Source organism: Gemmatimonadales bacterium (genome assembly GCA_036279355.1).
In the GTDB taxonomy this organism is placed as follows: domain Bacteria; phylum Gemmatimonadota; class Gemmatimonadetes; order Gemmatimonadales; family GWC2-71-9; genus DASQPE01.
Genome location: DASUJH010000024.1, coordinates 119,171 through 140,009, shown reverse-complemented (window position 1 = coordinate 140,009; position 20,839 = coordinate 119,171). Strand labels below are relative to the sequence as shown.

14 protein-coding genes are annotated in these 20,839 nt (G+C 69.3%); 9 read left to right on the top strand and 5 right to left on the bottom strand.

Translation table 11 applies throughout. From position 1 onward, the window contains the following. Positions 1–60 precede the first annotated feature (60 nt). Entirely contained in the window at positions 61–4,734 is a 4,674-nt protein-coding gene (gene gltB, locus VFW66_06520) for a glutamate synthase large subunit (protein HEX5386330.1), read from the bottom strand. A gap of 492 nt (positions 4,735–5,226) precedes the next feature. Between gltB and VFW66_06515 the strand changes: the two genes are divergently transcribed. From VFW66_06515 to leuD, 6 genes are read left to right on the top strand one after another with little or no spacing between them, the layout of a single operon-like run. Next, complete coding sequence (locus VFW66_06515) at positions 5,227–6,789, top strand: 2-isopropylmalate synthase (protein HEX5386329.1); 1,563 nt, start codon at positions 5,227–5,229, stop codon at positions 6,787–6,789. Further along, the gene (ilvB, locus tag VFW66_06510) at positions 6,789–8,540 is read left to right on the top strand and encodes a biosynthetic-type acetolactate synthase large subunit (GenBank protein ID HEX5386328.1); all 1,752 of its coding nucleotides are present in this window, start codon (positions 6,789–6,791) and stop codon (positions 8,538–8,540) included. Before VFW66_06515 ends, ilvB begins: the two co-directional genes overlap by 1 nt. Beyond that, positions 8,537–9,061: an acetolactate synthase small subunit gene (ilvN, locus tag VFW66_06505; GenBank protein HEX5386327.1), complete on the top strand. Its 525-nt coding sequence runs from the start codon at positions 8,537–8,539 to the stop codon at positions 9,059–9,061. The genes ilvB and ilvN overlap by 4 nt, the downstream gene beginning before the upstream one ends. Then, complete coding sequence (gene ilvC, locus VFW66_06500) at positions 9,058–10,188, top strand: ketol-acid reductoisomerase (GenBank protein HEX5386326.1); 1,131 nt, start codon at positions 9,058–9,060, stop codon at positions 10,186–10,188. Before ilvN ends, ilvC begins: the two co-directional genes overlap by 4 nt. Beyond that, entirely contained in the window at positions 10,185–11,591 is a 1,407-nt protein-coding gene (leuC, locus tag VFW66_06495) for a 3-isopropylmalate dehydratase large subunit (GenBank protein ID HEX5386325.1), read from the top strand. Before ilvC ends, leuC begins: the two co-directional genes overlap by 4 nt. Continuing rightward, positions 11,588–12,202 (top strand): 3-isopropylmalate dehydratase small subunit, encoded by a 615-nt coding sequence (gene leuD, locus VFW66_06490; protein ID HEX5386324.1) that lies wholly within the window; start codon positions 11,588–11,590, stop codon positions 12,200–12,202. The genes leuC and leuD overlap by 4 nt, the downstream gene beginning before the upstream one ends. On the opposite strand, the gene VFW66_06485 is transcribed toward leuD, so the two are convergent. Continuing rightward, complete coding sequence (locus VFW66_06485; GenBank protein HEX5386323.1) at positions 12,193–13,644, bottom strand: APC family permease; 1,452 nt, start codon at positions 13,642–13,644, stop codon at positions 12,193–12,195. The genes leuD and VFW66_06485 overlap by 10 nt on opposite strands. Positions 13,645–13,768: 124 nt before the next feature. On the opposite strand from VFW66_06485, the gene leuB reads away from it, so the two are divergent. After that, the gene (leuB, locus tag VFW66_06480; GenBank protein ID HEX5386322.1) at positions 13,769–14,869 is read left to right on the top strand and encodes a 3-isopropylmalate dehydrogenase; all 1,101 of its coding nucleotides are present in this window, start codon (positions 13,769–13,771) and stop codon (positions 14,867–14,869) included. Positions 14,870–14,909: 40 nt separating this feature from the next. On the opposite strand, the gene ilvD is transcribed toward leuB, so the two are convergent. The 3 genes from ilvD to glnA all read right to left on the bottom strand — a co-directional run bounded on the left by ilvD (position 14,910) and on the right by glnA (position 18,561). Further along, positions 14,910–16,586, bottom strand: coding sequence for a dihydroxy-acid dehydratase (gene ilvD / locus VFW66_06475; GenBank protein HEX5386321.1), 1,677 nt, complete (start codon positions 16,584–16,586; stop codon positions 14,910–14,912). 23 nt (positions 16,587–16,609) lie between these two features. Next, complete coding sequence (locus tag VFW66_06470) at positions 16,610–17,005, bottom strand: P-II family nitrogen regulator (protein HEX5386320.1); 396 nt, start codon at positions 17,003–17,005, stop codon at positions 16,610–16,612. Between the two features lie 92 nt (positions 17,006–17,097). After that, entirely contained in the window at positions 17,098–18,561 is a 1,464-nt protein-coding gene (glnA, locus tag VFW66_06465; GenBank protein ID HEX5386319.1) for a type I glutamate--ammonia ligase, read from the bottom strand. Between the two features lie 394 nt (positions 18,562–18,955). On the opposite strand from glnA, the gene VFW66_06460 reads away from it, so the two are divergent. Together VFW66_06460 and VFW66_06455 are read left to right on the top strand one after the other, a co-directional pair. Continuing rightward, positions 18,956–20,059 (top strand): outer membrane beta-barrel protein, encoded by a 1,104-nt coding sequence (locus VFW66_06460; GenBank protein HEX5386318.1) that lies wholly within the window; start codon positions 18,956–18,958, stop codon positions 20,057–20,059. A 73-nt stretch (positions 20,060–20,132) separates the two neighbouring features. Further along, positions 20,133–20,813, top strand: a complete 681-nt coding sequence (locus VFW66_06455; GenBank protein HEX5386317.1) for a hypothetical protein — start codon at positions 20,133–20,135, stop codon at positions 20,811–20,813. The last annotated feature ends 26 nt before the right edge of the window (positions 20,814–20,839 follow it).

Here is a 20,839-nt window from a genome sequence, read left to right as displayed (position 1 = left end):
CCTCTCCAGGGGCGGCCGGAATCTGTCCGGCGCGCTCCCGCCCCACAAGCCGGCGAGCGGCTACGCGCTCCGCCGCGCGAGCACCAGCTCCGGCTCGACGCTCGGCGACGCGCCGAGGTAGGCGGCGCGGGTGGCGGCATTGGAGGCATCCGCGCCCTTCGGCGCCACCTTGCGGAAGAACGTGCGGAAGTGCTCCCACTCGACCAGCAGGCGGCGCGCGCGCGGGCTCGTGGTCTTCTCCTCGTGCTCACGGATGAGCGCGAGGAGCAACTCCTCGTCCTCGGCGTCGAGTGAAACCAGATCCACCATGTCGGGATTCACGCGATCCTTGAGTGTGCCGGCCTCGTCCAGCGCGTAGGCCATGCCGTTGGACATGCCGGCGCCGAGATTGCGCCCGGCCCGGCCGAGCACGACGATGATGCCGCCGGTCATGTACTCGCAGCAGTGATTGCCTGCGCCCTCGATCACCGCGACGGCTCCCGAATTCCGCACGCCGAAGCGGTCGCCGGCCTGACCCGCGGCGAAGAGCTTGCCACCGGTGGCGCCGTAGAGCACGGTGTTCCCGAGGATCAGGTTCTCATGCGTCGCGTCGGCGTACGCGGCGCGGCGGTATGGGCGCAAGGTGATTTCGCCGCCCGAAAGCCCCTTGCCGACGTAGTCGTTCGCCTCCCCTTCGAGCTCCAGGTGCATGCCCGGCGTCAGAAACGCGCCGAAGCTCTGTCCTGCGGTGCCGGTGAAGCGAAGGCGGATACGTCCGTCCGGCAACCCGGCATCGCCCCACCGCTCGGCGATGTGGCCAGCCACGCGGGCGCCGACAGTGAGGTGATGGTTGCGGATCGGGTAGGTGCCGGAGAACGGCAGGCCGCTCTCGAGATACGGTGCCAACTCTTCCAGGATCTCGTCGTCCAGGCAGCGCATGCCCGGGCGGTCGTTTCGTTCCGCGGTCCGGTGGAGCGCCATGCCGGGCAATGTGGGCGAGGGCGCGAGCAGCATCGAGAGGTCGAGCATCTGCGCGCGGGGCAGCTCCGGGTGCTCGACCCGCGCGAGCAGGTCGGTGCGGCCGATGATGTCGTCGAGGCGGCGGAAGCCCATTTCCGCCAGGATCTGCCGCACATCTTCCGCCAGCAGCGTGAAGTACGCGATCGCCTGCTCAGCCGTGCCCTTGAACTTGGCGCGGAGATCGGGGCGCTGCGTGGCGACGCCGGTCGGGCAGGTGTTCAGATGACACTGCCGCGCCATCGCGCAACCGATCGCCACGAGCGCCGCCGTGCCGAAGCCGAATGCCTCGGCGCCGAGCAGCGCGCCGATCACCACGTCGCGCCCCGTCTTGAAGCCACCGTCGGTACGCACCTCGATCCGCCCCCGCAGACCGTTCGCGAGCAGTGTGTGCTGCGCTTCGGCGAGGCCCAGCTCCCATGGCGCGCCCGCGTGCTTGATCGAGGAGAGCGGAGAGGCGCCGGTGCCGCCGTTATGTCCCGCGATGAGCACGTAATCCGCATAGGCCTTGGCGACGCCCGCGGCCACGGTTCCGACGCCGGCTTCAGAGACGAGCTTGACGCCCACCCGCGCGTGCGGGTTTACCGTCTTGAGGTCGTGGATGAGCTGGGCCAGGTCCTCGATCGAGTAGATGTCGTGGTGCGGCGGCGGCGAAATGAGCTGAATGCCGGCGACGGCATGGCGCAGCCGCGCGATCAGCTCGGTCACCTTGTGCGCCGGCAGTTGTCCGCCCTCGCCCGGTTTGGCGCCCTGCACGATCTTGATCTCCAGCTCCTCGGCGCGCATCAGATATTCGGCGGTGACGCCAAAGCGCGCGGATGCCACCTGCTTGATCCGGTTGTCGAGCCGATCGCCGTTCGGGAGCACCCGATAGTTCGCCGGATCCTCGCCGCCCTCGCCCGAGTTCGACTTGGCACCCATGCGATTCATCGCGACGGAGAGAACGGCGTGCGCTTCGGGCGAGAGCGCGCCAAGGCTCATGGCCGACGAAATGAAGCGGCGCCGGATCGCCTCGGCCGGCTCGACCTCGTCGATGGGCACCGGAGTTCCGGTCCGGATGGCGAGCAGATCACGCGGGCCGGCGGGGCGTCGCACCACGTTCTTTGCCAGAAAGTTGCCGTACGCGTCCGCGGTGCCCGCCTTCACCGCCTGCTGGAGCGCGACCACGATGGGCGGCGCCCAGCCGTGGTCCTCGCCCTCCTTGCGGAAGCGTACCCGGCCGTGGTCGGGCAGGCTGCCGGCGGGCTCGGCCTCCTCGCCGTACGCGTCGGCGTGACGGGCAAGGACGTCTTCCGCGATTTCGGTGAAGCCGATTCCTCCGATGGGCGAGGCAGTACCGGCGAAACAGGTGTCGATCACCTCGGCGCCCAGGCCGAGCGCCTCGAAGATCTGGGCGCCGCAGTACGACGACAGGGTCGAGATGCCCATCTTCGAGAGAATTTTGAGCAGGCCCTTCTCCGCCGCCGTGCGGAACCGCAGCCGCGCTTCCTCGGGCGTGGGGCGGAGCGCGTCGGTATGCTCGCGGCGGCGCTCGGGGGCGCCTTCTCGCGTGGCTTCGCCGAAGAGCCCGCCGATGCTCGCGAGCGCGAGCCACGGATGCACCGACTCGGCGCCGTAGCCGATCAGCGCGGCAAAGTGGTGGATGTCGAGCGCATCGCCCACTTCGGCCACGATGCCAACGCGGGCGCGAAGTCCGCGCTCCACCAGGTGGTGGCGCACGGCGCCGATGGCGAGGAGCATCGGGATGGGTGCGCGGCGCGCGCCAACGCTCCGGTCGCTCACGACGAGGATGCGGGCGCCACGCCGCACCGCGCGCTCGGCGGCGCGACGGAGGTTGATGAGTGCGGGACGCAGCCCGTCCGGGCCCGCGGCCGGATCCCAGACGGCGTCGATGGTGACGGCCGAGAAGCCGGCGACGTTGCGGAGCGCGGCCATTTCTTCCGGCAGGAGGATCGGATGCTCGATGCGCAGCATGCGCGCGTAGCTGGGCCGCTCGAGCAGGGGCGAACCGCGCCGCCCGAGATGCATGCGCAGTGACATGACCATCGACTCGCGGAGCGAATCGATCGGCGGGTTGGTGACCTGTGCAAAGCGCTGGCGGAAGTAGGCGTACATGCCGTGCGGAATCCGGGAGAGCGGGGGGATCGGCGTATCGTCGCCCATGCTCCACACCGCATCGCTGCCGGTGCCGCCCATCGGCTCCAGGACGTGGCGCAGGTCCTCGAACCCGTAGCCGAAAGCGCGCTGCAGCCGGCCGAGCGTTTCGGGCGCCGGGTCCGGCGCTACCTTCGACGGGTCAGGCTCGAGCTGCGCCATGTAGCGGGCCACCCAGCGCGCGTACGGCCGGCGCCCGGCGACCTCGAGCTTCGCGTCGATGTTGCGCACCACCTCGCCGCGAGCGGTGTCGACCAGCAGCACCTCGCCCGGCCCCACCTTCCCGCTCTCCACCACCTCGCGCGGGTCGAGATCGACGAGCCCCACCTCCGAGCCGGCGGCGACGAGCCCGTCGCGCCGAATCTTGTAGCGGCAGGGGCGAAGCCCATTGCGGTCCACGACTGCACCGGCGAGCACGCCGTCGGTGAATGCCACAGCGGCGGGACCGTCCCACGGCTCGTGCACGCACTGGTGATACTCGTAGAAGGCCTGAATCGATGGGTGCAGATCCGAGTACTTCTCCCATGCCTGCGGGATCATCATCATCAGCGTGTGCACCGGATCGCGGCCCGAGCGCACGAACAACTCCATCGCGTTGTCGAGGCTCGCCGAGTCGCTTCCCGCGGCCCAGATCGCATCGCGGATACGCTCGACCCTGGTGCCCCAGAGCGGCGAGTCCAGCATCGGCTGGCGCATGGCCATCGCATTGCGGTTGCCCCAGAGGGTGTTGATCTCGCCGTTGTGGGCGATGAGGCGGAACGGCTGCGCAAGCGGCCAGCTGGGCAGCGTGTTGGTGGAGTAGCGCTGGTGGAATACCGCGACCGCGCTTTCGTACTCCGGATAGCGGAAGTCGGTGTAGAACGCGGGCAACTGGGTGCCGGTGAGGAGCGCCTTGTACACGACGGTGCGACAGGAGAGCGAGCAGACGTAGAAGCCGTCGAGCCCGGCCTCGTCTGCGCGGCGCTCCATCTCGCGGCGCGCGAGATAGAGGGCGCGCTCCCACGCCTCATCGTCGCTCACCCCGGCCGGCATGCCGAGAAACGCCTGGCGGATCACGGGCAAGGAGGCGCGCGCGGTGGGCCCGAGCGCCGCGGGGTTCACGGGCACGTCGCGCCAGCCGAGGAAGGGAATGCCGTCCGCGGCGAAAACGGCCTCGACCAGCGCGTTGGCGCATGCGAGCGCGCCTGGTTCTGCGGGGAGAAAGAAGGCGCCGACGCCGAACGGCCGGCCCGGCTGAAGCCGGAGCCCCAGGCGATAGGCGTCGCGGAAAAACAGCCGGTGGGGAATCTGAGTCAGGAGGCCGGCGCCGTCGCCCGAGTTGTCGGTAGACGCGGCACCGCGGTGCGCCACCCGGGCCACGGCCTCCAGCGCCATGGCGACGACTTCGTGCGAGCGGAGGCCTGAGGCCCGCGCGATGAAACCGGTGCCGCAGGCGTCCCGCTCGCGATAGGGATCGAGCGCGGGGCCGCGCCGCGCAGCGTGTGCGGCGGCGTCCGCACCGCAGTTCGCGCCTGCGCTCGCCACCGCCGTGGCGCGGCGACGTCGGGAATCGGCCGGACGGATCCGCTGCCCATGTTCGGCCATGCTGCCTCCAGAGTGGTGGCGCCCGGCCGGCCGGAGAGGCCGGAGTCGAGCGCAACAAAAAGGCCCGCTCGATCGGGAGCGGGCCGGGTGGTTCGCGTACGCGCGCTATCGCGACCCGGCCGCCCCCGCAATGCGGGCGAGCGTAAGCTTGACGACCGGAATTCGGGCGAGCGGCGCAATCATATGCACGCAATCTTATGCAAGGCCGGGATCGCGTCAAGGCGGCCGGGGCACCTCTTGACATCGCCCCGCACCGGATTGTAGTCTCCCACACTCAAGTTTATGCAGGCACCGGAACCACCAGCATCGGACGCCTCGTGATCGGCAACCTCGCGCTTCTCGTCCTTGGCATTCTGCTCCTCGGGCTTATCCGGGAGCGGCGGGTTCGCGGCGTGCCGGTCGAGACAGCGTAGCAGCACAGCGTCTCAGACGACTCAACCAGGCGCCGCGGACCTCAGGGTTCGCGGCGCCGCGCATTTCGGAGCCCAGCCGATGGAGCCGCACATGGTGAAAGACGTGATCATCTTCGACACGACCTTGCGGGACGGGGAGCAGGCGCCGGGCAACAGTCTCGCGCCGGAGGAGAAGCTCCGGCTCGCGCGCCAGCTCGACGCCCTTGGCGTGGACGTGATCGAGACCGGCTTCCCGGCGGCCTCGGAGGGCGACTTCCGCAGCGTGCGCGACATCGTGGCGGAGGTCCGGCGCCCGGTGCTCGCGGCGCTGGCTCGGTGCACCGAGCGGGACATCGACCTCGCCGGCGACGCGCTCCACGGCGCTGAGCGGGCCCGGCTGCACGTCTTTCTCTCCACCTCCGACCTGCACCTGCGGGAAAAGCTCAGGGTGAGCCGCGACGAGGCGCTCGCGATGGTGCGCGCGGGCGTCCGGCGCGCGCTCCGGTACACCGACGACGTGGAGTTCTCCGCCGAGGACGCGAGCCGCACCGATCCAGACTTCCTGTGCCGTGTGGTCGAGTTGGCCATCGCCGAGGGCGCCACGACGATCAACCTGCCCGATACCGTGGGCTATGCCACGCCGGCCGAATACGGCGCCATGTTCCGCTCGGTGCGGGAGCGGGCGCCGGGCGCTGACCGCGTCACCTTCAGCGCGCACTGCCACGACGACCTGGGCCTCGCCGTCGCCAACTCCATCGCCGCAATCCAGGCGGGGTGCGGCCAGGTCGAGTGCACCATCAACGGCATCGGCGAGCGGGCCGGCAACGCGGCGCTCGAGGAGATCGTGATCGCCGGGCTGATTCGCCCGCAGCTCGGCTTCCGCACCAACATCGTGACGCAGGAGATCTATCGGACGAGCCAGCTCCTCTCGTACCTCACCGGCGTCTTCCCCCAGCCGAACAAGGCCGTGGTGGGCCGGAACGCCTTTGCGCACGAGTCCGGCATCCACCAGCACGGGATGCTGCGCAATGGACAGACCTACGAGATCATCCGGCCGGAGATGGTCGGCATTCCCAAGTGCACGCTCATTCTTGGCAAGCACTCGGGCCGGCACGCATTGGAGCAGCGCTACCGCGAGCTGGGGTACGATCTCGGCGACGCCAAGCTCAACGACATCTACGCGCAATTCACCGCGCTGGCCGACCGGAAGCGCGAAATCCTGGACGAGGATCTCCTCGCGTTGCTCCACGAATCGTTTCACGACGCGCCGGAAGAGTACCAGTTGGTGCATCTCCGGGTCGTGTGCGGCAGCGTTCCGGCGAGCGCCGAGGTGCGGCTCACCGGCCCATGGGCGGGGGAGCGCGCGTCCACCGGCACGGGCGACGGCCCGATCGCCGCGGCCTTCACCGCGATCAGCGAAATCCTCGAGCGCCCGGTGGAGGTGATCAGCCTGCAGCTCCGCTCGGTGACCCCGGGGCGCGATAGCGTGGGGCAGGTCTTCCTGCAGGCGCGGGTGGACGGCAAGTCGTTGAGCGGCCAGGGGGCGTCGACCGACGTGGTCGAGGCGAGTGCGCGCGCGCTCATCCATGCCCTCAACAAGGCGCGCCACGCGGACCGGCTCGAGGCGACGGCGCTCAATTCCTCCTACTTGTGGGGCGTGTGATGGGTGAGCCGAATACGGGCGCACCGCTCACCGGTGCGCAGATCCTCTGCCGGGTGCTCGAGGAGGAGGGCGTGGAGTTGCTCTTCGGCTATCCGGGCGGCGCCATCATGCCGTTCTACCATGCGCTGCCCGAGTTCCCCGGTCTCCGGCACGTGCTGGTGCGGCACGAGCAGGCGGCCGCGCACGCCGCCGACGGCTACGCGCGCGCGAGCGGCCGCCCCGGCGTGTGCGTCGCCACATCGGGCCCGGGCGCGACGAACCTCGTGACCGGGCTTGCGACTGCGCATATGGACAACTCGCCGGTTGTCGCGCTCACGGGCCAGGTACCCCGCGCCATGATCGGCCGCGACGCATTTCAGGAAACCGACATCATCGGAATCACCCAGCCGATCACCAAGCACAGCGCCCTGGTGGGCGATGTCTCCGAGTTGGCGGACACCGTGCGCGAGGCGTTCGCGGTGGCGCGCGAGGGGCGCCCGGGGCCGGTGCTCGTTGACGTGCCGAAGGACGTACAGAGCCAGAAGGCGATGTATTCGGGATGCCCCCGCTCTGACGCGCGCCCCGGCCGGAGCGGCGCCAAGCCGACGCCCGCGCGGTGGCTCGACCAGCCGCGTGAGGCCGGGCTGCGCCATGCGGCATGGCTCATCGCCGAGGCGAGGAGGCCCCTCATCCTGGCGGGCCACGGCATTCTGCTGAGCGGCGCGTACGCCGAGCTGCGGCGGCTCGCCGAGCTCACCGGCATCCCGGTCATCACCACGCTCCTCGGCATCAGCGGCTTCCCCGAGGCGCACCCGCTGCACCTTGGCATGCCGGGGATGCACGGCGAGGTTCACGTGAACCGCGCCATCCAGCACGCCGACCTGCTCATCGGCGTGGGCCTCCGGTTCGATGACCGGGTCACCGGCAACACGGCGCAGTTCGCGCCCCGTGCCAAGATCGTGCACATCGATCTGGATCCGGCGGAGATCGGGAAGAATGTCCCGGTGACGCTCGGCATCGTGGGCGATGCCCGCGAGGTGCTGGCGCAGCTGGTGGATGCGGTGCGCCCGCGCGCATGCGACGCATGGCACGCCGAGATCGCGGGCTTCGCGACCAACCGCAGGGAGCAGTATCGGGGCGATCTCTCACCCGAGTCGATCCTCCGCACGCTCGATGACGTCACCGCCGGCCGCTGTACCGTCGTATCCGACGTGGGGCAGCATCAGATGTGGGTGGCCAAGCTCTTTCCCTACCAGCAGCCCAATTCGCACATCACGTCGGGCGGGCTCGGCACGATGGGCTTCGCGGTCCCGGCGGCGATGGGCGTCCACTGCGCGCGGCCCGGTGAGCCGGTGTGGGCGATTTCGGGCGACGGTGGATTTCAGATGAACATGCAGGAGATGGCGACGATGGTGCAGGAGAAGATCCCGGTGAAGATGGCGATCTTCAACAACGGCTATCTCGGCATGGTGCGGCAGTGGCAGCAGTTCTTCCATGGGCGCCGCTACTCCGCGACGCCGATCTGGAGCCCCGACTACGTGAAGCTGGCCGAGGCATACGGCATTGCGGGCTGGCGGGTGGAGGATGCGTCCTGCACGGAGGAGGCGCTCGGCCGCGCCATGCGGCACGACGGACCTACGGTAGTCGAGTTCCTGATCGAGCAGGAGGCAAACGTTTTCCCGATGATTCCGCCGGGAGCGTCCCTCTCGGAGCCGATCGAAGCCGAGCCGGCGCCCACGCCGGCCGCGGAACCGCCGCTCGTCTCCGCATGATGCCGGCGCAGACGCTCTCGGTGCTGGCCGACCAGGAGCTGGTGACGCTCAACCGGGCCGTCGGAATGCTCCGGCGGCGCAACCTTCCAATCACGAGCATCGCGGTGGGGTCGAGCGCCACGCCCGGTGTTGCGAGGCTTACGATCATGTTAGAGACCGACGAGGCGACCGCGGACCGGATGGCGCGCCAGCTCCACAAGGTTGTGGGCGTGCATGAGGCCGTCGCTTATCCGGCGCGCGAGGGCATTGCACGCGAGCTGGCGCTGGTCAAGGTGCGGGTGGCACCGCGCCGCTATGCGGAGCTCCTCGACGTGGCGCTCCTCTACAAGGCGACCATCGCCGACGAGTCGGCCGACTCGATCATTTTCGAGGTGAGCGGCTCGGACGCATTCGTGCTTTCGTTCCTGCGTGCGCTGGAGCGGTTTGAGGTGCTCGAGCTCGCGCGCAGCGGGGCCGTCGCGCTCGAGCGCGACGCCACCCCCGGCATCCCTCTTCCCATGTCTTCGGAGACGGTATCATGAACGCCCCCGCGCCGTCGGTGCGAGTCTACTACGATCGGGACGCGGACCGCGCCCGACTCGCCGGCCGCCGCTTTGCGGTGATCGGGTTCGGCAGTCAGGGTCATGCCCACGCGCTCAACCTGCGGGAGAGCGGGGCGAAGGTCGTCGTGGGGCTTCGGCCCGGCGGCGAATCCTGGGCGCGCGCGCAGGCAGCCGGCCTCGATGTGCGGCCTGTCGCCGAGGCCGCCGCGGCGGCCGACACCATCGTGCTGCTCGTGCCCGACCAGGACATGCGGGCGATCTACGAGCGCGACGTGGCTCCCGGCATGCGTTCCGGCGACACGCTGATGTTCGCCCACGGGTTCAACATCCACTACGGCGAGATCGTGCCGCCGGAGGGCGTCGATGTGTCGATGGTGGCGCCCAAATCGCCGGGGCATCTCGTGCGGAGCGAGTTCGAGGCAGGACGCGGGGTACCGGGGCTCGTCGCAGTCCATCAGGACGCGAGCGGGCAGGCGCTCGCCAACGCGCTGGCGTACGCATCGGGCATCGGCTGCACTCGCGCCGGCGTGATCGAGACGAGCTTCCGCGAGGAAACGGAGACCGACCTTTTCGGCGAGCAGGCGGTGCTCTGTGGCGGCGCCACCGCGCTCATCAAGGCCGGGTTCGAGACGCTGGTCGCGGCGGGCTACTCGCCCGAAATGGCGTACTTCGAATGTCTCCACGAGCTCAAGCTCATCGTCGACCTGATGTATCGGGGCGGCATGCAGTTCATGCGCTACTCGATCAGCGACACGGCCGAGTACGGCGACTACACCCGCGGGCCGCGGCTCATCACCGATGAGACCCGGGCCGAGATGCAGCGCATCCTCGGCGAAATCCAGGATGGGCGCTTCGCCCGCGAGTGGCTCGCGGAGAATCGCGCGGGGCGGCGCAACTTCGATCGCATGCGGCAGGAAGACCGCGATCACACCATCGAGGTGGTGGGCGAGAAGCTCCGGGCGATGATGCCGTGGTCGGAGGAAGGGAAGGCGGCGGATCGGTCAAACGCGCCGACGGCCGGTGCGGCGGATGCCGCGCCGCACACCGGCGGCGCCGCCGACCGCCAGACCGCCCGCCCGGCCGATCGCGTCACCGCCTCGCGATGACCGCCCGGACGCTGTTCGAGAAGGTCTGGGCTCCGCACGTCGTGCATCAGCCGGCCGACGGCCCGGCGTTGCTCTACATCGATCTGCACCTGGTGCACGAGGTCACCTCACCGCAGGCGTTCGACGGGCTCCGGCTCGCCGGGCGCCGGGTACGGCGGCCCGAACGTACGCTCGCGACGGTCGACCACAACATTTCGACCGGCGACCGCAGCTTGCCGATTGCCGATCCCGTGTCCGCTCGCCAGGTCTCCGCGCTGGAGCGGAACGCGCGCGAGTTCGCGGTCGAGCTGTTCGGGCTCGGCTCCCCGGGGCAGGGCATCGTGCACGTGATCGGCCCCGAGATGGGCGCCACGCAGCCCGGGATGACGATCGTCTGCGGCGACTCGCATACGTCGACCCACGGCGCGTTCGGCGCGCTCGCCTTCGGCATCGGCACGAGCGAGGTCGAGCACGTGCTCGCCACCCAGTGCCTGGTGCAGGCGCGGCCACGCACGATGGAGGTGCGTTTCACCGGGCGGCCCGCTGCCGGCGTTACGGCGAAGGATCTGATCCTCGCGCTCATCGGGACGATCGGCACCGGCGGCGCGGCTGGGTACGTGATCGAGTACACCGGCGACGCGGTCCGCGCGCTCTCGATGGAAGGCCGGATGACCGTGTGCAACATGTCGATCGAGGCGGGCGCGCGCGCCGGCATGATCGCGCCGGATGACGTGACGTTCGCATGGCTCGAAGGGCGGGCCCGCGCTCCCGGCGGTACTGCGTGGCGCGAGGCCGTGGCCGAGTGGCGCGAGCTCGCGACCGATGCCGGTGCGCGCTACGACCGCGTAGTCGAGCTCGACACGAGGGCGCTCGCGCCGCAGGTCACCTGGGGCACCAACCCCGGCATGGTCGGAGACATCACGGCCCGGGTGCCGAGCCCCGATGCGTTCGCCGCGGAGGGCGACCGCAGGGCCGTCGAGCGCGCGCTCGAATACATGGGGCTCGCCCCCGGCACGCCGCTCGAGGGCGTGCCGGTCGATCGCGTCTTCGTCGGCTCCTGCACCAACGGACGGCTGGACGATCTGCGAGCCGCCGCGCGCGTTATCGAGGGCCGCAGGGTGGCACCCGGCGTCCGGGCGATGGCCGTACCCGGCTCGATGCGGATCAAGACGGACGCCGAGCGCGAGGGACTTGACCGGATCTTCCGGGCGGCGGGCTTCGAGTGGCGCAACGCGGGCTGCTCGATGTGCCTCGGCATGAATGACGACGTGTTGGGGGTCGGCGAGCGCTGCGCATCGACGTCCAACCGCAACTTCGAGGGACGGCAGGGCAAGGGCGGCCGGACCCACCTGATGAGCCCCGAGATGGCCGCCGCGGCCGCCATTGCTGGCGCGCTTACCGACGTGCGGGAGCTCCTGGCATGAGGCCATTTACCGTGCACACCGGGCGCGCGGCGGCACTGCCGCGCGTGAACGTCGACACCGATCAGATCATTCCGAAGCAGTTCCTGAAGCGCGTCGAGCGCACCGGATTCGGCGAGTTCCTGTTCAACGATTGGCGGCATCGCCCGGATGGCACGCCCGACCCGGCATTCGAGCTGAACCACCCGCGTGCGCGAGGCGCCACCATCCTCGTCGCGGGTGAGAACTTCGGCTGCGGGTCGAGCCGCGAGCATGCCCCGTGGGCGCTCGGCGAATATGGTTTCCGCGCTATCCTCGCGCCTTCGTTCGCCGACATCTTCTACAACAACTGCTGCCAGAACGGGCTGCTCCCGGTGCGACTCACGCCGGAGGAGATCGCAACGCTCCTCGCCAGGGCTGCCGCGCCCGCTGCCGCGGGCGGCTACACCGTCACGGTGGATCTCGAGGCGTGCCGTGTCACCGACCCGACCGGCTTCGTAGCCGATTTCGCGATGGATCCGTATCGCCGAGGAATGCTGCTCGCGGGGCTTGACGAGATCGGGATGACGCTCAGGGAGGAGCCGCGGATCGCCGCGTACGAGCGGCGGCTCGTCAGCGCGCAGAATCAGACGTGACGTCGTCCCCGCGCGTAGAGCAGCGCGCCGGTGCCCACCACGATGGACGTTGCCACGGCGATCTTCACCACCGTGAGCGTCGGGTGCGGATCGTCGGCCGCGGGAATGAACGAGAGCACGATCGACCCGGCCGTGACCAGGAATCCGAGCCCGCCCAGCACCCGTGCCACTCCCGATCCGCCGGGCACGCGCTGTGTGCCCGGCGGGGCCGGTACGCTCTGCACCCGGATGAGCGAGGCGAACATGAAAAGGTAGGGAATGAAGAACGAGATCACGCCCATGCTCACCAGGAAATCATAGGCGTTCTTGACCGAGGCCCCCGCCTGCCCGAGCACCGCAAAGCAACCGGCGACCACGGCCTGGACCAGCATCGCCACGTACGGCGTGGCCCATTTGGGGTGGAGGCGCCCGAACACCGGTGGCAGGTAACTGTCGATGCCGGCCACGAACGGGAGCCGCGCGGTCGACGCCGTCCACGCACCCACCCCGCCGATGCTGCCGATCGTGATGAGCAACGCCACGACAGGCGCGATACCCGCCACGCCGCCGCGCCGGGCCGTCTGCTGCACCGCCTGCATGATCCCTTGCAGCCCCGTGGCCTCGCCGGGCGGAAGCGCGAGCACGATGGCCAGCGTGCCGAGGATGTAGATGGCGGCTATCATCACGCCGGCGATCACGATGGCGCGCGGCACGGTGCGCCGAGCGTCGTGGATCTCCTCGCTCATGAGCGACGCCGACTCGAGGCCGCCGAAGCCGAAGGCGAGCGTGGACCAGAAGACCAGGTCCTTCAACCGAAAGCTGGGCGCGAGCGTGTGCGGGTTGATCGGCGCGGCGGCGCCGAAATGGATCCACGCGAATCCGCCCAGCACGACCAGAATCGCGACCGGAATCCAGGTGCCGAACGCGCCGGCATTCTGCAGCCACTTGCCGACATCAAGGCCGATCAGGTTGAGCCCCACGGCAACGGCGAGCATCACCAGCGACGCGATGATGAAGTACGTCGCCGAGCCGGACAGCGCCTGCCAACTGGCGCCGCCGATGAAGAGCGCGTTGCCGGCGGCGAAGTAAAGCAAGCCGGGGAAGTAGACGAGGTTGCTGGTCCAGTACATCCAGCCGGTGAGGAAGCCCGCGAAGTCACCGAATGCGCGCTTGCTCCAGACGTAAATGCCGCCCTGTTCCGGATAGCGGGACGAGAGCTCGATGACGGTGAACGCGTGCGGGATGAAGAACGTGAGTCCGGCGATGAACCATACTACGAGCGAGCTCGGCCCGGCCGCCGCGGCGACCGCGATCCAGCGCGGGCCGACGACCGCCGCGATGAAGAAGAGCACGACGTCGCTCAGCCCCATCACGCGGCGGAGGCCGCGCTTGGCCTGGACGGAGGCGTCGGCGGACGTCGCGATCGGCGACGGGAGCGGCTCGCGTGCGGCGTCCGCGCTCATCGATGGGTCACACCAACGTCGGGCGCCGTCGTATGGGCTGCATGGAAGGAGAGGGAATGGACCCGCGCAATATAACCTGGCGGCGGTGGACCACCGCCGGTCGCTGCAGCCAGCACGGCGCTGCATGAGCACCTGCACCATCGCCGTGCTCCCCGGCGACGGCATCGGGCCCGAGGTGACGGCGGAGGCCGTTCGGGTGCTCCGGGCCGTGGCGGAACTGTTCGATCATCGATTCGAGACGCCCGAATTCCCGATCGGCGCGCGCGCGTACCGTGAGCTTGGCGACCCCTTCCCGCCGGCCACGCGGGCCGCCGTCGGGGATGCGGATGCCGTGCTCCTCGGCGCCGTCGGCGATCCGGCGATGGACCAGGCGCCACGCCAGCATCGGCCCGAGGCCGGGCTCCTGGCACTGCGCAAGTCGCTCGGCGCCTTTGCCAACCTGCGGCCGGTGGCGGTGCACCCGGGGCTCGCGCACGCCTCGCCGCTCCGGCCCGAGCGACTCGCCGGCGTCGACCTGCTGATCGTGCGTGAGCTCACCGGCGGACTCTACTACGGAGAGCCTCGCGGGCGCGACGATGTCGCCGCAGTCAACACGCTGCGCTACACGGTCGGGGAGATCGAGCGGGTGGCGCGCGTCGCATTCGAGGCCGCGCGGACCCGCCGGCGCCAGGTGACCTCCGTCGACAAGGCCAACGTGCTCGAGGTTTCCCAGCTCTGGCGCGAAACCCTGACCCGCATCGGAGCCGAGTATCCCGACGTGAGGCTGGAGCACCTCTACGTGGACTTTGCCGCGATGCGGCTCGTGGCGCAGCCGGCCGCCATCGACGTGCTGGTCACAGAGAACATGTTCGGCGACATCCTGAGCGACGAGGCCGCGGTGCTCGCCGGCTCCCTCGGTCTCCTGCCGTCGGCATCGCTCGGCGGCGGCGCGGGCCTGTTCGAGCCGGTCCACGGCTCCGCGCCTGACATTGCGGGAACGGGCATCGCCAATCCGATCGGAGCGATCGCGTCGGCGGCGCTGCTGCTTCGTCACGGCCTCGGCCTGACCGAAGCGGCGGACCTGGTAGAGGGCGCCATCCGGCGGGTTCTCGACGAGGGTGTCCGCACCCGCGACCTCGCGCGCCCAGGCGAGCCGAGCGTCGGCACGCGTGAGTTCGGCGCGCTGGTTGTACGGGCTTTGATTGCGCCGGCGGCTGCAAAGAGCGGCCGATCCGTCGCGAAGTAGCTAGAAAGGATCGCGCGCGAGGCCGGCGCGTTTCGATGGGTTAGAGATCGGTCACCGCGCCGAGGCTCGCGCTCGAGACCTGCCGGGCATACTTGTGCAGCACACCCGCGCGGTAGCGCGGCGCGGGCGCGCGCCACTCGGCGCGCCGTTGCGCCAGAACCTCGTCCGACAACTCGAGGTGTAGCAACCGGCGCTCGGCGTCGATCGTGATCGGGTCGCCATCGTGCACCAGCGCGATGGCACCGCCGACCGCGGCTTCGGGCGCGACGTGGCCCACCACCATCCCGTACGTCCCTCCTGAGAAGCGCCCATCGGTGATGAGCCCGACGCTGTCGCCGAGCCCGGCGCCGATGATGGCGGACGTGGGCGCCAGCATTTCCCGCATGCCGGGGCCGCCGCGCGGGCCCTCGTAGCGGATCACGAGGACGTCGCCGGGGCGAATGCTCCCGGCCAGAATCGCCTCGAGGCACGTTTCCTCGGATTCGAACACGCGGGCGGGGCCGGTCATGCGCGGCGTCTTGACGCCCGTGATCTTGGCGACGGCGCCTTCGGTCGCGAGGTTGCCTCGCAGGATTGCGAGGTGCCCCTGCGGGTACACCGGGCGGCGCCACGGCCGGACCACCTCCTGCTCCGCCGGCGGCTCGTCGGGCACGTCGCGCAGCACCTGCGCCACCGTTTCGCCGGTGATGGTAAGCGCGTCGCCGTGCAGCAGGCCGTGCGCCAGCAGCATCCGCGTCACCTGCGGCACGCCGCCGGCCCGGTGCAGATCGGTCGCGACGAACCGGCCCGACGGCTTGAGATCGGCAAGCACCGGCACGCGTGCGCGGATGGTCTCGAAATCGTCGAGGGTGAGCGGCACCTCGGCCGCGCGCGCCATGGCGAGCAGGTGCAGCACCGCGTTGGTCGAGCCGCCGAGCGCCATCACCACGCTGATTCCGTTCTCGAAAGCCTTCCGGGTGAGGATCTGCCGGGGGAGCAACTGGCGGCGGACGGCCGTCATCAGCACTTCGCCCGAGCGAGCGGCGCTCTCTTCCTTTTCGACGTCCTCGGCGGCCATGGTGGATGAGCCCGGGAGGCTCATGCCCATGGCCTCGATCACCGACGACATCGTGTTGGCGGTGTACATCCCGCCACACGACCCACGGCCGGGGCAGGCGTGCCGCTCCACGGCGAGCAGCTCGTCGGCGCCGATGCGTCCGGCGCTGAACTGCCCGACCGCTTCGAACGCGCTCACGACGGTGAGATCGCGCCCGTCGAGATGGCCCGGCTTGATGGTGCCGCCGTAAACGAAGATGGCCGGAATGTTCATGCGGGCGATGGCGATCATGGCGCCCGGCATGTTCTTGTCGCAGCCCCCGATCGCAACGACGCCGTCCATCCGCTGCGCGCCGCAGGCGGTCTCGATCGAATCGGCGATCACCTCGCGGGAGACGAGGGAGTACTTCATCCCCTCGGTGCCCATCGAGATTCCGTCGCTCACCGTGATGGTGCCGAAGAGCTGCGGCATGCCGCCGGCCGCGCGCACGGCCGCCTCGGCTCGGTGCGCGAGCAGGTCGAGCCCCGCGTTGCAGGGTGTGATCGTGCTGTATCCGTTGGCGATGCCGACGATGGGCTTGGAGAAATCGCCGTCGCCGAAGCCGACGGCGCGGAGCATGGCGCGGTTGGGGGCGCGCTCAAGGCCTCCCGTGATCTCGCGGCTGCGCAGTTCATGGGCCATATGGAACGATTCGGCTGAGCGCGTCACTTCGAGCCGGCTGCCTGCAACGCGCTCCGCTGCACTTCGTCGGCAGTGACCGGCGTCAGCGCGGCGTTCGCCGTCTCGCCCGTCCGGATGCGGATGACCTGCTCCAGCGCCTGGACGAAGATCTTGCCGTCTCCCACCTCGCCGGTACGGGCCGAGGTGAGGATGGCGTTGATCGTGGGCTCGACGAACGGGTCCGAAACAGCGATCTCGATCTTCACCTTCTCGCGGAACTCGAGCACGATCGACGACGCACGGTAGTGCTCCACCAGGTCTCGCTCGCCGCCGTGGCCGCTTACGCGGCTGATCGAGATGCCGGTGACCCCGGCACGGAAAAGCGCCGCCTTCACCTCGGTAAGGCGCTCCGGCCGAATGATGCAGGTGATCAGTTTCATCCTCTCTGGCTCCTTCGGGGGTACCCGGCACGCCGAGCTCTGCGGCACGCCCGTGCGGGCACCCCCAAAATAGCCGATCCCACGCCGCGTGCCTACGCGTCGTAGTAGAGGAAGAACTCGTACGGATGCGGCCGCAAGCTCACGGCCGCGACGTCCTTCGCCCGCTTGTAGCCGATCCAGGTAGCGATCACGTCCGGCGTGAAGACATCGCCGGCCAGCAGGAACTCGTGGTCGCGCTCGAGCGCATCGAGCGCCTCGGCGAGGCTCCCGGGCACGGTCTTGATCGTCGCCTTGCGCTCGTCGTGTAGCTCGTACAGGTCCTCGTCGATCGGGGCGGGCGGCTCGAGCCTCCGCGTGATGCCATCGAGGCCGGCCATGAGCATCGCCGAAAACGCGAGGTACGGGTTGGCAGTGGGATCAGGCGCGCGGAACTCCACGCGGCGTGCCTTGGGGCTCGACGAGTAGCACGGGATCCGGCAGATCGCCGAGCGGTTCCGCGCCGAGTACATGAGGTTGACCGGTGCCTCGAAGCCCGGCACCAGCCGCCGGTAGCTATTGGTGGTCGGCGCGCAGAGCGCAAGCAGCGCCGGCGCGTGGGCGAGGAGACCCCCGATGTAGTGCCGGGCCGTCTCCGACAGGAGCGCGTAGCCCTTCTCGTCGAAGAAGAGGTTTTCGTCGCCCTTCCAGAGCGACTGGTGCACGTGCATGCCGGACCCGTTGTCACCGAAGAGAGGCTTGGGCATGAACGTGGCCGTGTAGCCCAGGCTGTGGCAGACGTTCTTCACGATGTACTTGTAGACCAGCAGGCGGTCGGCCGTCTGGACCAGCGTGCCGAAGCGGAAGTCGATTTCCGCCTGTCCCGCCGTGGCTACCTCGTGATGCTGCACCTCGACCGGCACCCCGGCCTCGATGAGTGCCAGCATGATCTTCGAGCGCACGTCCTGCAGCCGGTCGGCGGGTGGCACCGGGAAGTAGCCCTCCTTGTGGCGCGGCCGGTGGCCCAGGTTCGGCTTTCCGTTGGACCCCGAATTCCAGATCCCCTCGTCCGAATCGATATGGTAATACGCCTCGAACGCGTTCTGGTCGAAGCGCACCGAGTTGAAAATGAAGAACTCGGCCTCGGGGCCCCAGTAGCAGGCGGTCGCGATGCCTGTCGTCCTGAGGTATTCCTCGGCCTTGAAGGCGATGAAGCGGGGGTCGCGCGAGTAGGGCTCCAGCGTGACCGGGTCGTAGATATCGCAGGTGAGCGAGAGCGTCGGCACCTCGAGCACCGGATCGATGAACGCGGTGGACACGTCGGGCACGAGCAGCATGTCGCTCTCGTTGATCGCCTGAAAGCCGCGAATCGACGAGCCGTCGAACCCGAGCCCCTCCTTGAGCATCTCGGCGTCGAGCGTGGCCGCCGGGATCGAGAAGTGCTGCCACGTGCCCGGCAGGTCGCAGAACTTCACGTCCACGACCTGGATTTTTCGGTCCTTGAGCAACTGGAGGAGTGCCGCGGCGTCGCTCGATGGCGCGGTGCGGAGGGGAGCCCTGGGCCTGACCGTGGTGCTCATGGGACCTCGCGAGCCGTGAATGGGTGGTATTCGGTGGCCCGCCGGACGGCGCTTTGGGCGCTGCCGGGCGTGGGGGAGAGAATAATGGGTGAGTTGCAGGCTGTCAAGCAGATCGTGCTAATAGTGCAGTCATAATATCCATATTTTCAGCATAAGTATCAACAAATGAATCTACGTTGATCGAGCAGTGCAGATCTGACATATCTTGCTTGACACATTCATCACGTAGCCATATCATTGCTCCGGACCCGCGGTTGCCCCCGTCATCGTCCCGGCCGCCGCGACGGGTGACCCCGTCCGTGTGTCCGCCCTGATCGGCCGGGACCACTCACTCGAAGGGGGGCTCATGACGCGATTCCGGAGGTGTGCTCGCGCGGCGACCGTTGCCGCCGCCATGTTATCGCTGCTGGCGCGGGATGCCACCGGGCAGGTCACCGCGCCCGATAGCGCTGCGCCGGCCGATACCTCCGGGCCGCCGCTCACCATCAGCGGGTTCGTGACCGCCTCCTACACCTACTCGACGCAGAACACCCGCGACGCCGTCGCCGGCCGCTTCTACGACCGCTTTCACGATCAGGTCATGCTGAACGCCGCCAAGGTCGTGCTCGAGCGGCCGGTCCGGACCGACCGCTTCGATGCCGGTGTGCGCGCGGACTTTCTCTTCGGGCAGGACGCCAAGGTCACCCAGTCGCTCGGCCTCGATCTGGGTGACAATGGCGACCTCACCCAGGCCTTCGTCACGCTCAACATCCCCGCGGGAGTGGGCCGCTATGTGCAATTCAAGGCGGGCAAGCTCGCCACGCTCATGGGCATCGAGGTGATCGAGGACGTGGTAAACCCGAACCTCTCGGTCGCCAACCAGTTCGTGTACCTGGAGAATTTCACGAACACCGGCCTTCGGGTGGACGTGAAGCCGTCAGCGGCCATCGATTTCGAGCTCGCCGTCTTCAACGGATGGGACGTCGTGCGCGACAACAACACTCAAAAGTCGTTCATGGGCCGAATCGGCATCACGCCCACCGGCCGGACCGTCATCGGCCTGCTCGGCTACTACGGCGCCGAGCAGGCCAACGGCACCAGCAAGCGTTCCGGCGGGGAGATCGTGGTGACGCAGAAGCTGGGACCAAAGGCGACGGTCTATTTGCAGGGCGACTATGGGGAGGAGCAGGACCTCCCGTCACCGGGGAGCAAGGCGAGATGGTGGGGTCTCGGCGCGTGGGGGACCTACGACGTAACGCCGGTCCTCGGTATCGCCGTGCGGGGGGACTACATCAACGATGAGGACGGCACCCGCACCTCCGGCGTGTTCGGATTCCCGCCGAACGCCGGCCAGAAGTTCGGCAGCGGCACGGTGACGCTCAACATCAAACGGTGGCAGCACGTCCTCGTCCGGCCCGAGCTGCGCTACGACCGTTCGAGCCTCGCCGTCTTCGGCGACCCTGCGACTCCCTCCAAGGACCAGGTGACGTTCGCGCTCGGCACCTCCTACATGTTTTGATCCCGCCGCGGGCGGCGCCTCGCCGGGCGGTCGGGGGTTGACCCGGCGCCCGGTGCGGCGGCCTATTCAGGCCATGACCACCCCCGAGCCAACTCCCGGCGCGGCGTCGCCATCGCCGACGCCTCCAGTGCCGCCCCACCGCGCGAGTGGACAGGTGCTGGCCGCGGCGGTGGCGTCGATGCTCGTGCTCGCCGGTGCGTACGCCGCCTCCCGCGTCCTTGGCCGGCCGACGTTCGTGTTCGCCAACGACCTCGCCGGCACGGTGAGGCTTACCATCGGGGACTCGTCGCGTCTCGTGCCTCCCGGCGACACGGTGCGGGCGCGGGTGCCGCGCCGGGCGCTCGTCGCCGGGTGGGCGCTGGTTCGCCCGCTCTCCGCCGATGATCGCCCGATGGGCGAAGAGATGCAGGATTCGTGGGCCGTGCCCAATCCGCGCGGCACGATGGCGCGCGCGGCCGAAGCGCGCACCGACACGGCCGATTACTTCGCGCCGCTCATCACCAACGCGACGAACGGCCTGCTCCGGATCACGGTGAACGCGGGGCTCGCGGGTGCGCTCGACTGCGGTTGCGCGGTGCGGCCCGGTGCCCAGCGCGTTTTCATCGGCTACTACCGGCTCTACGGCAACAGCACCGTCCGCGCGGCCGATTCGGCTGGGCACACCGCGGAGTTTCGCGATGTCGGTCCTGTGGCCGAGGCGCGCAATCGCGTCGTGGGACTCCGGTTCAACAGCGAGAACTTCCCGGCGCGCTAGTCTCTGGAGGTGGCGGTCGTGCCGGC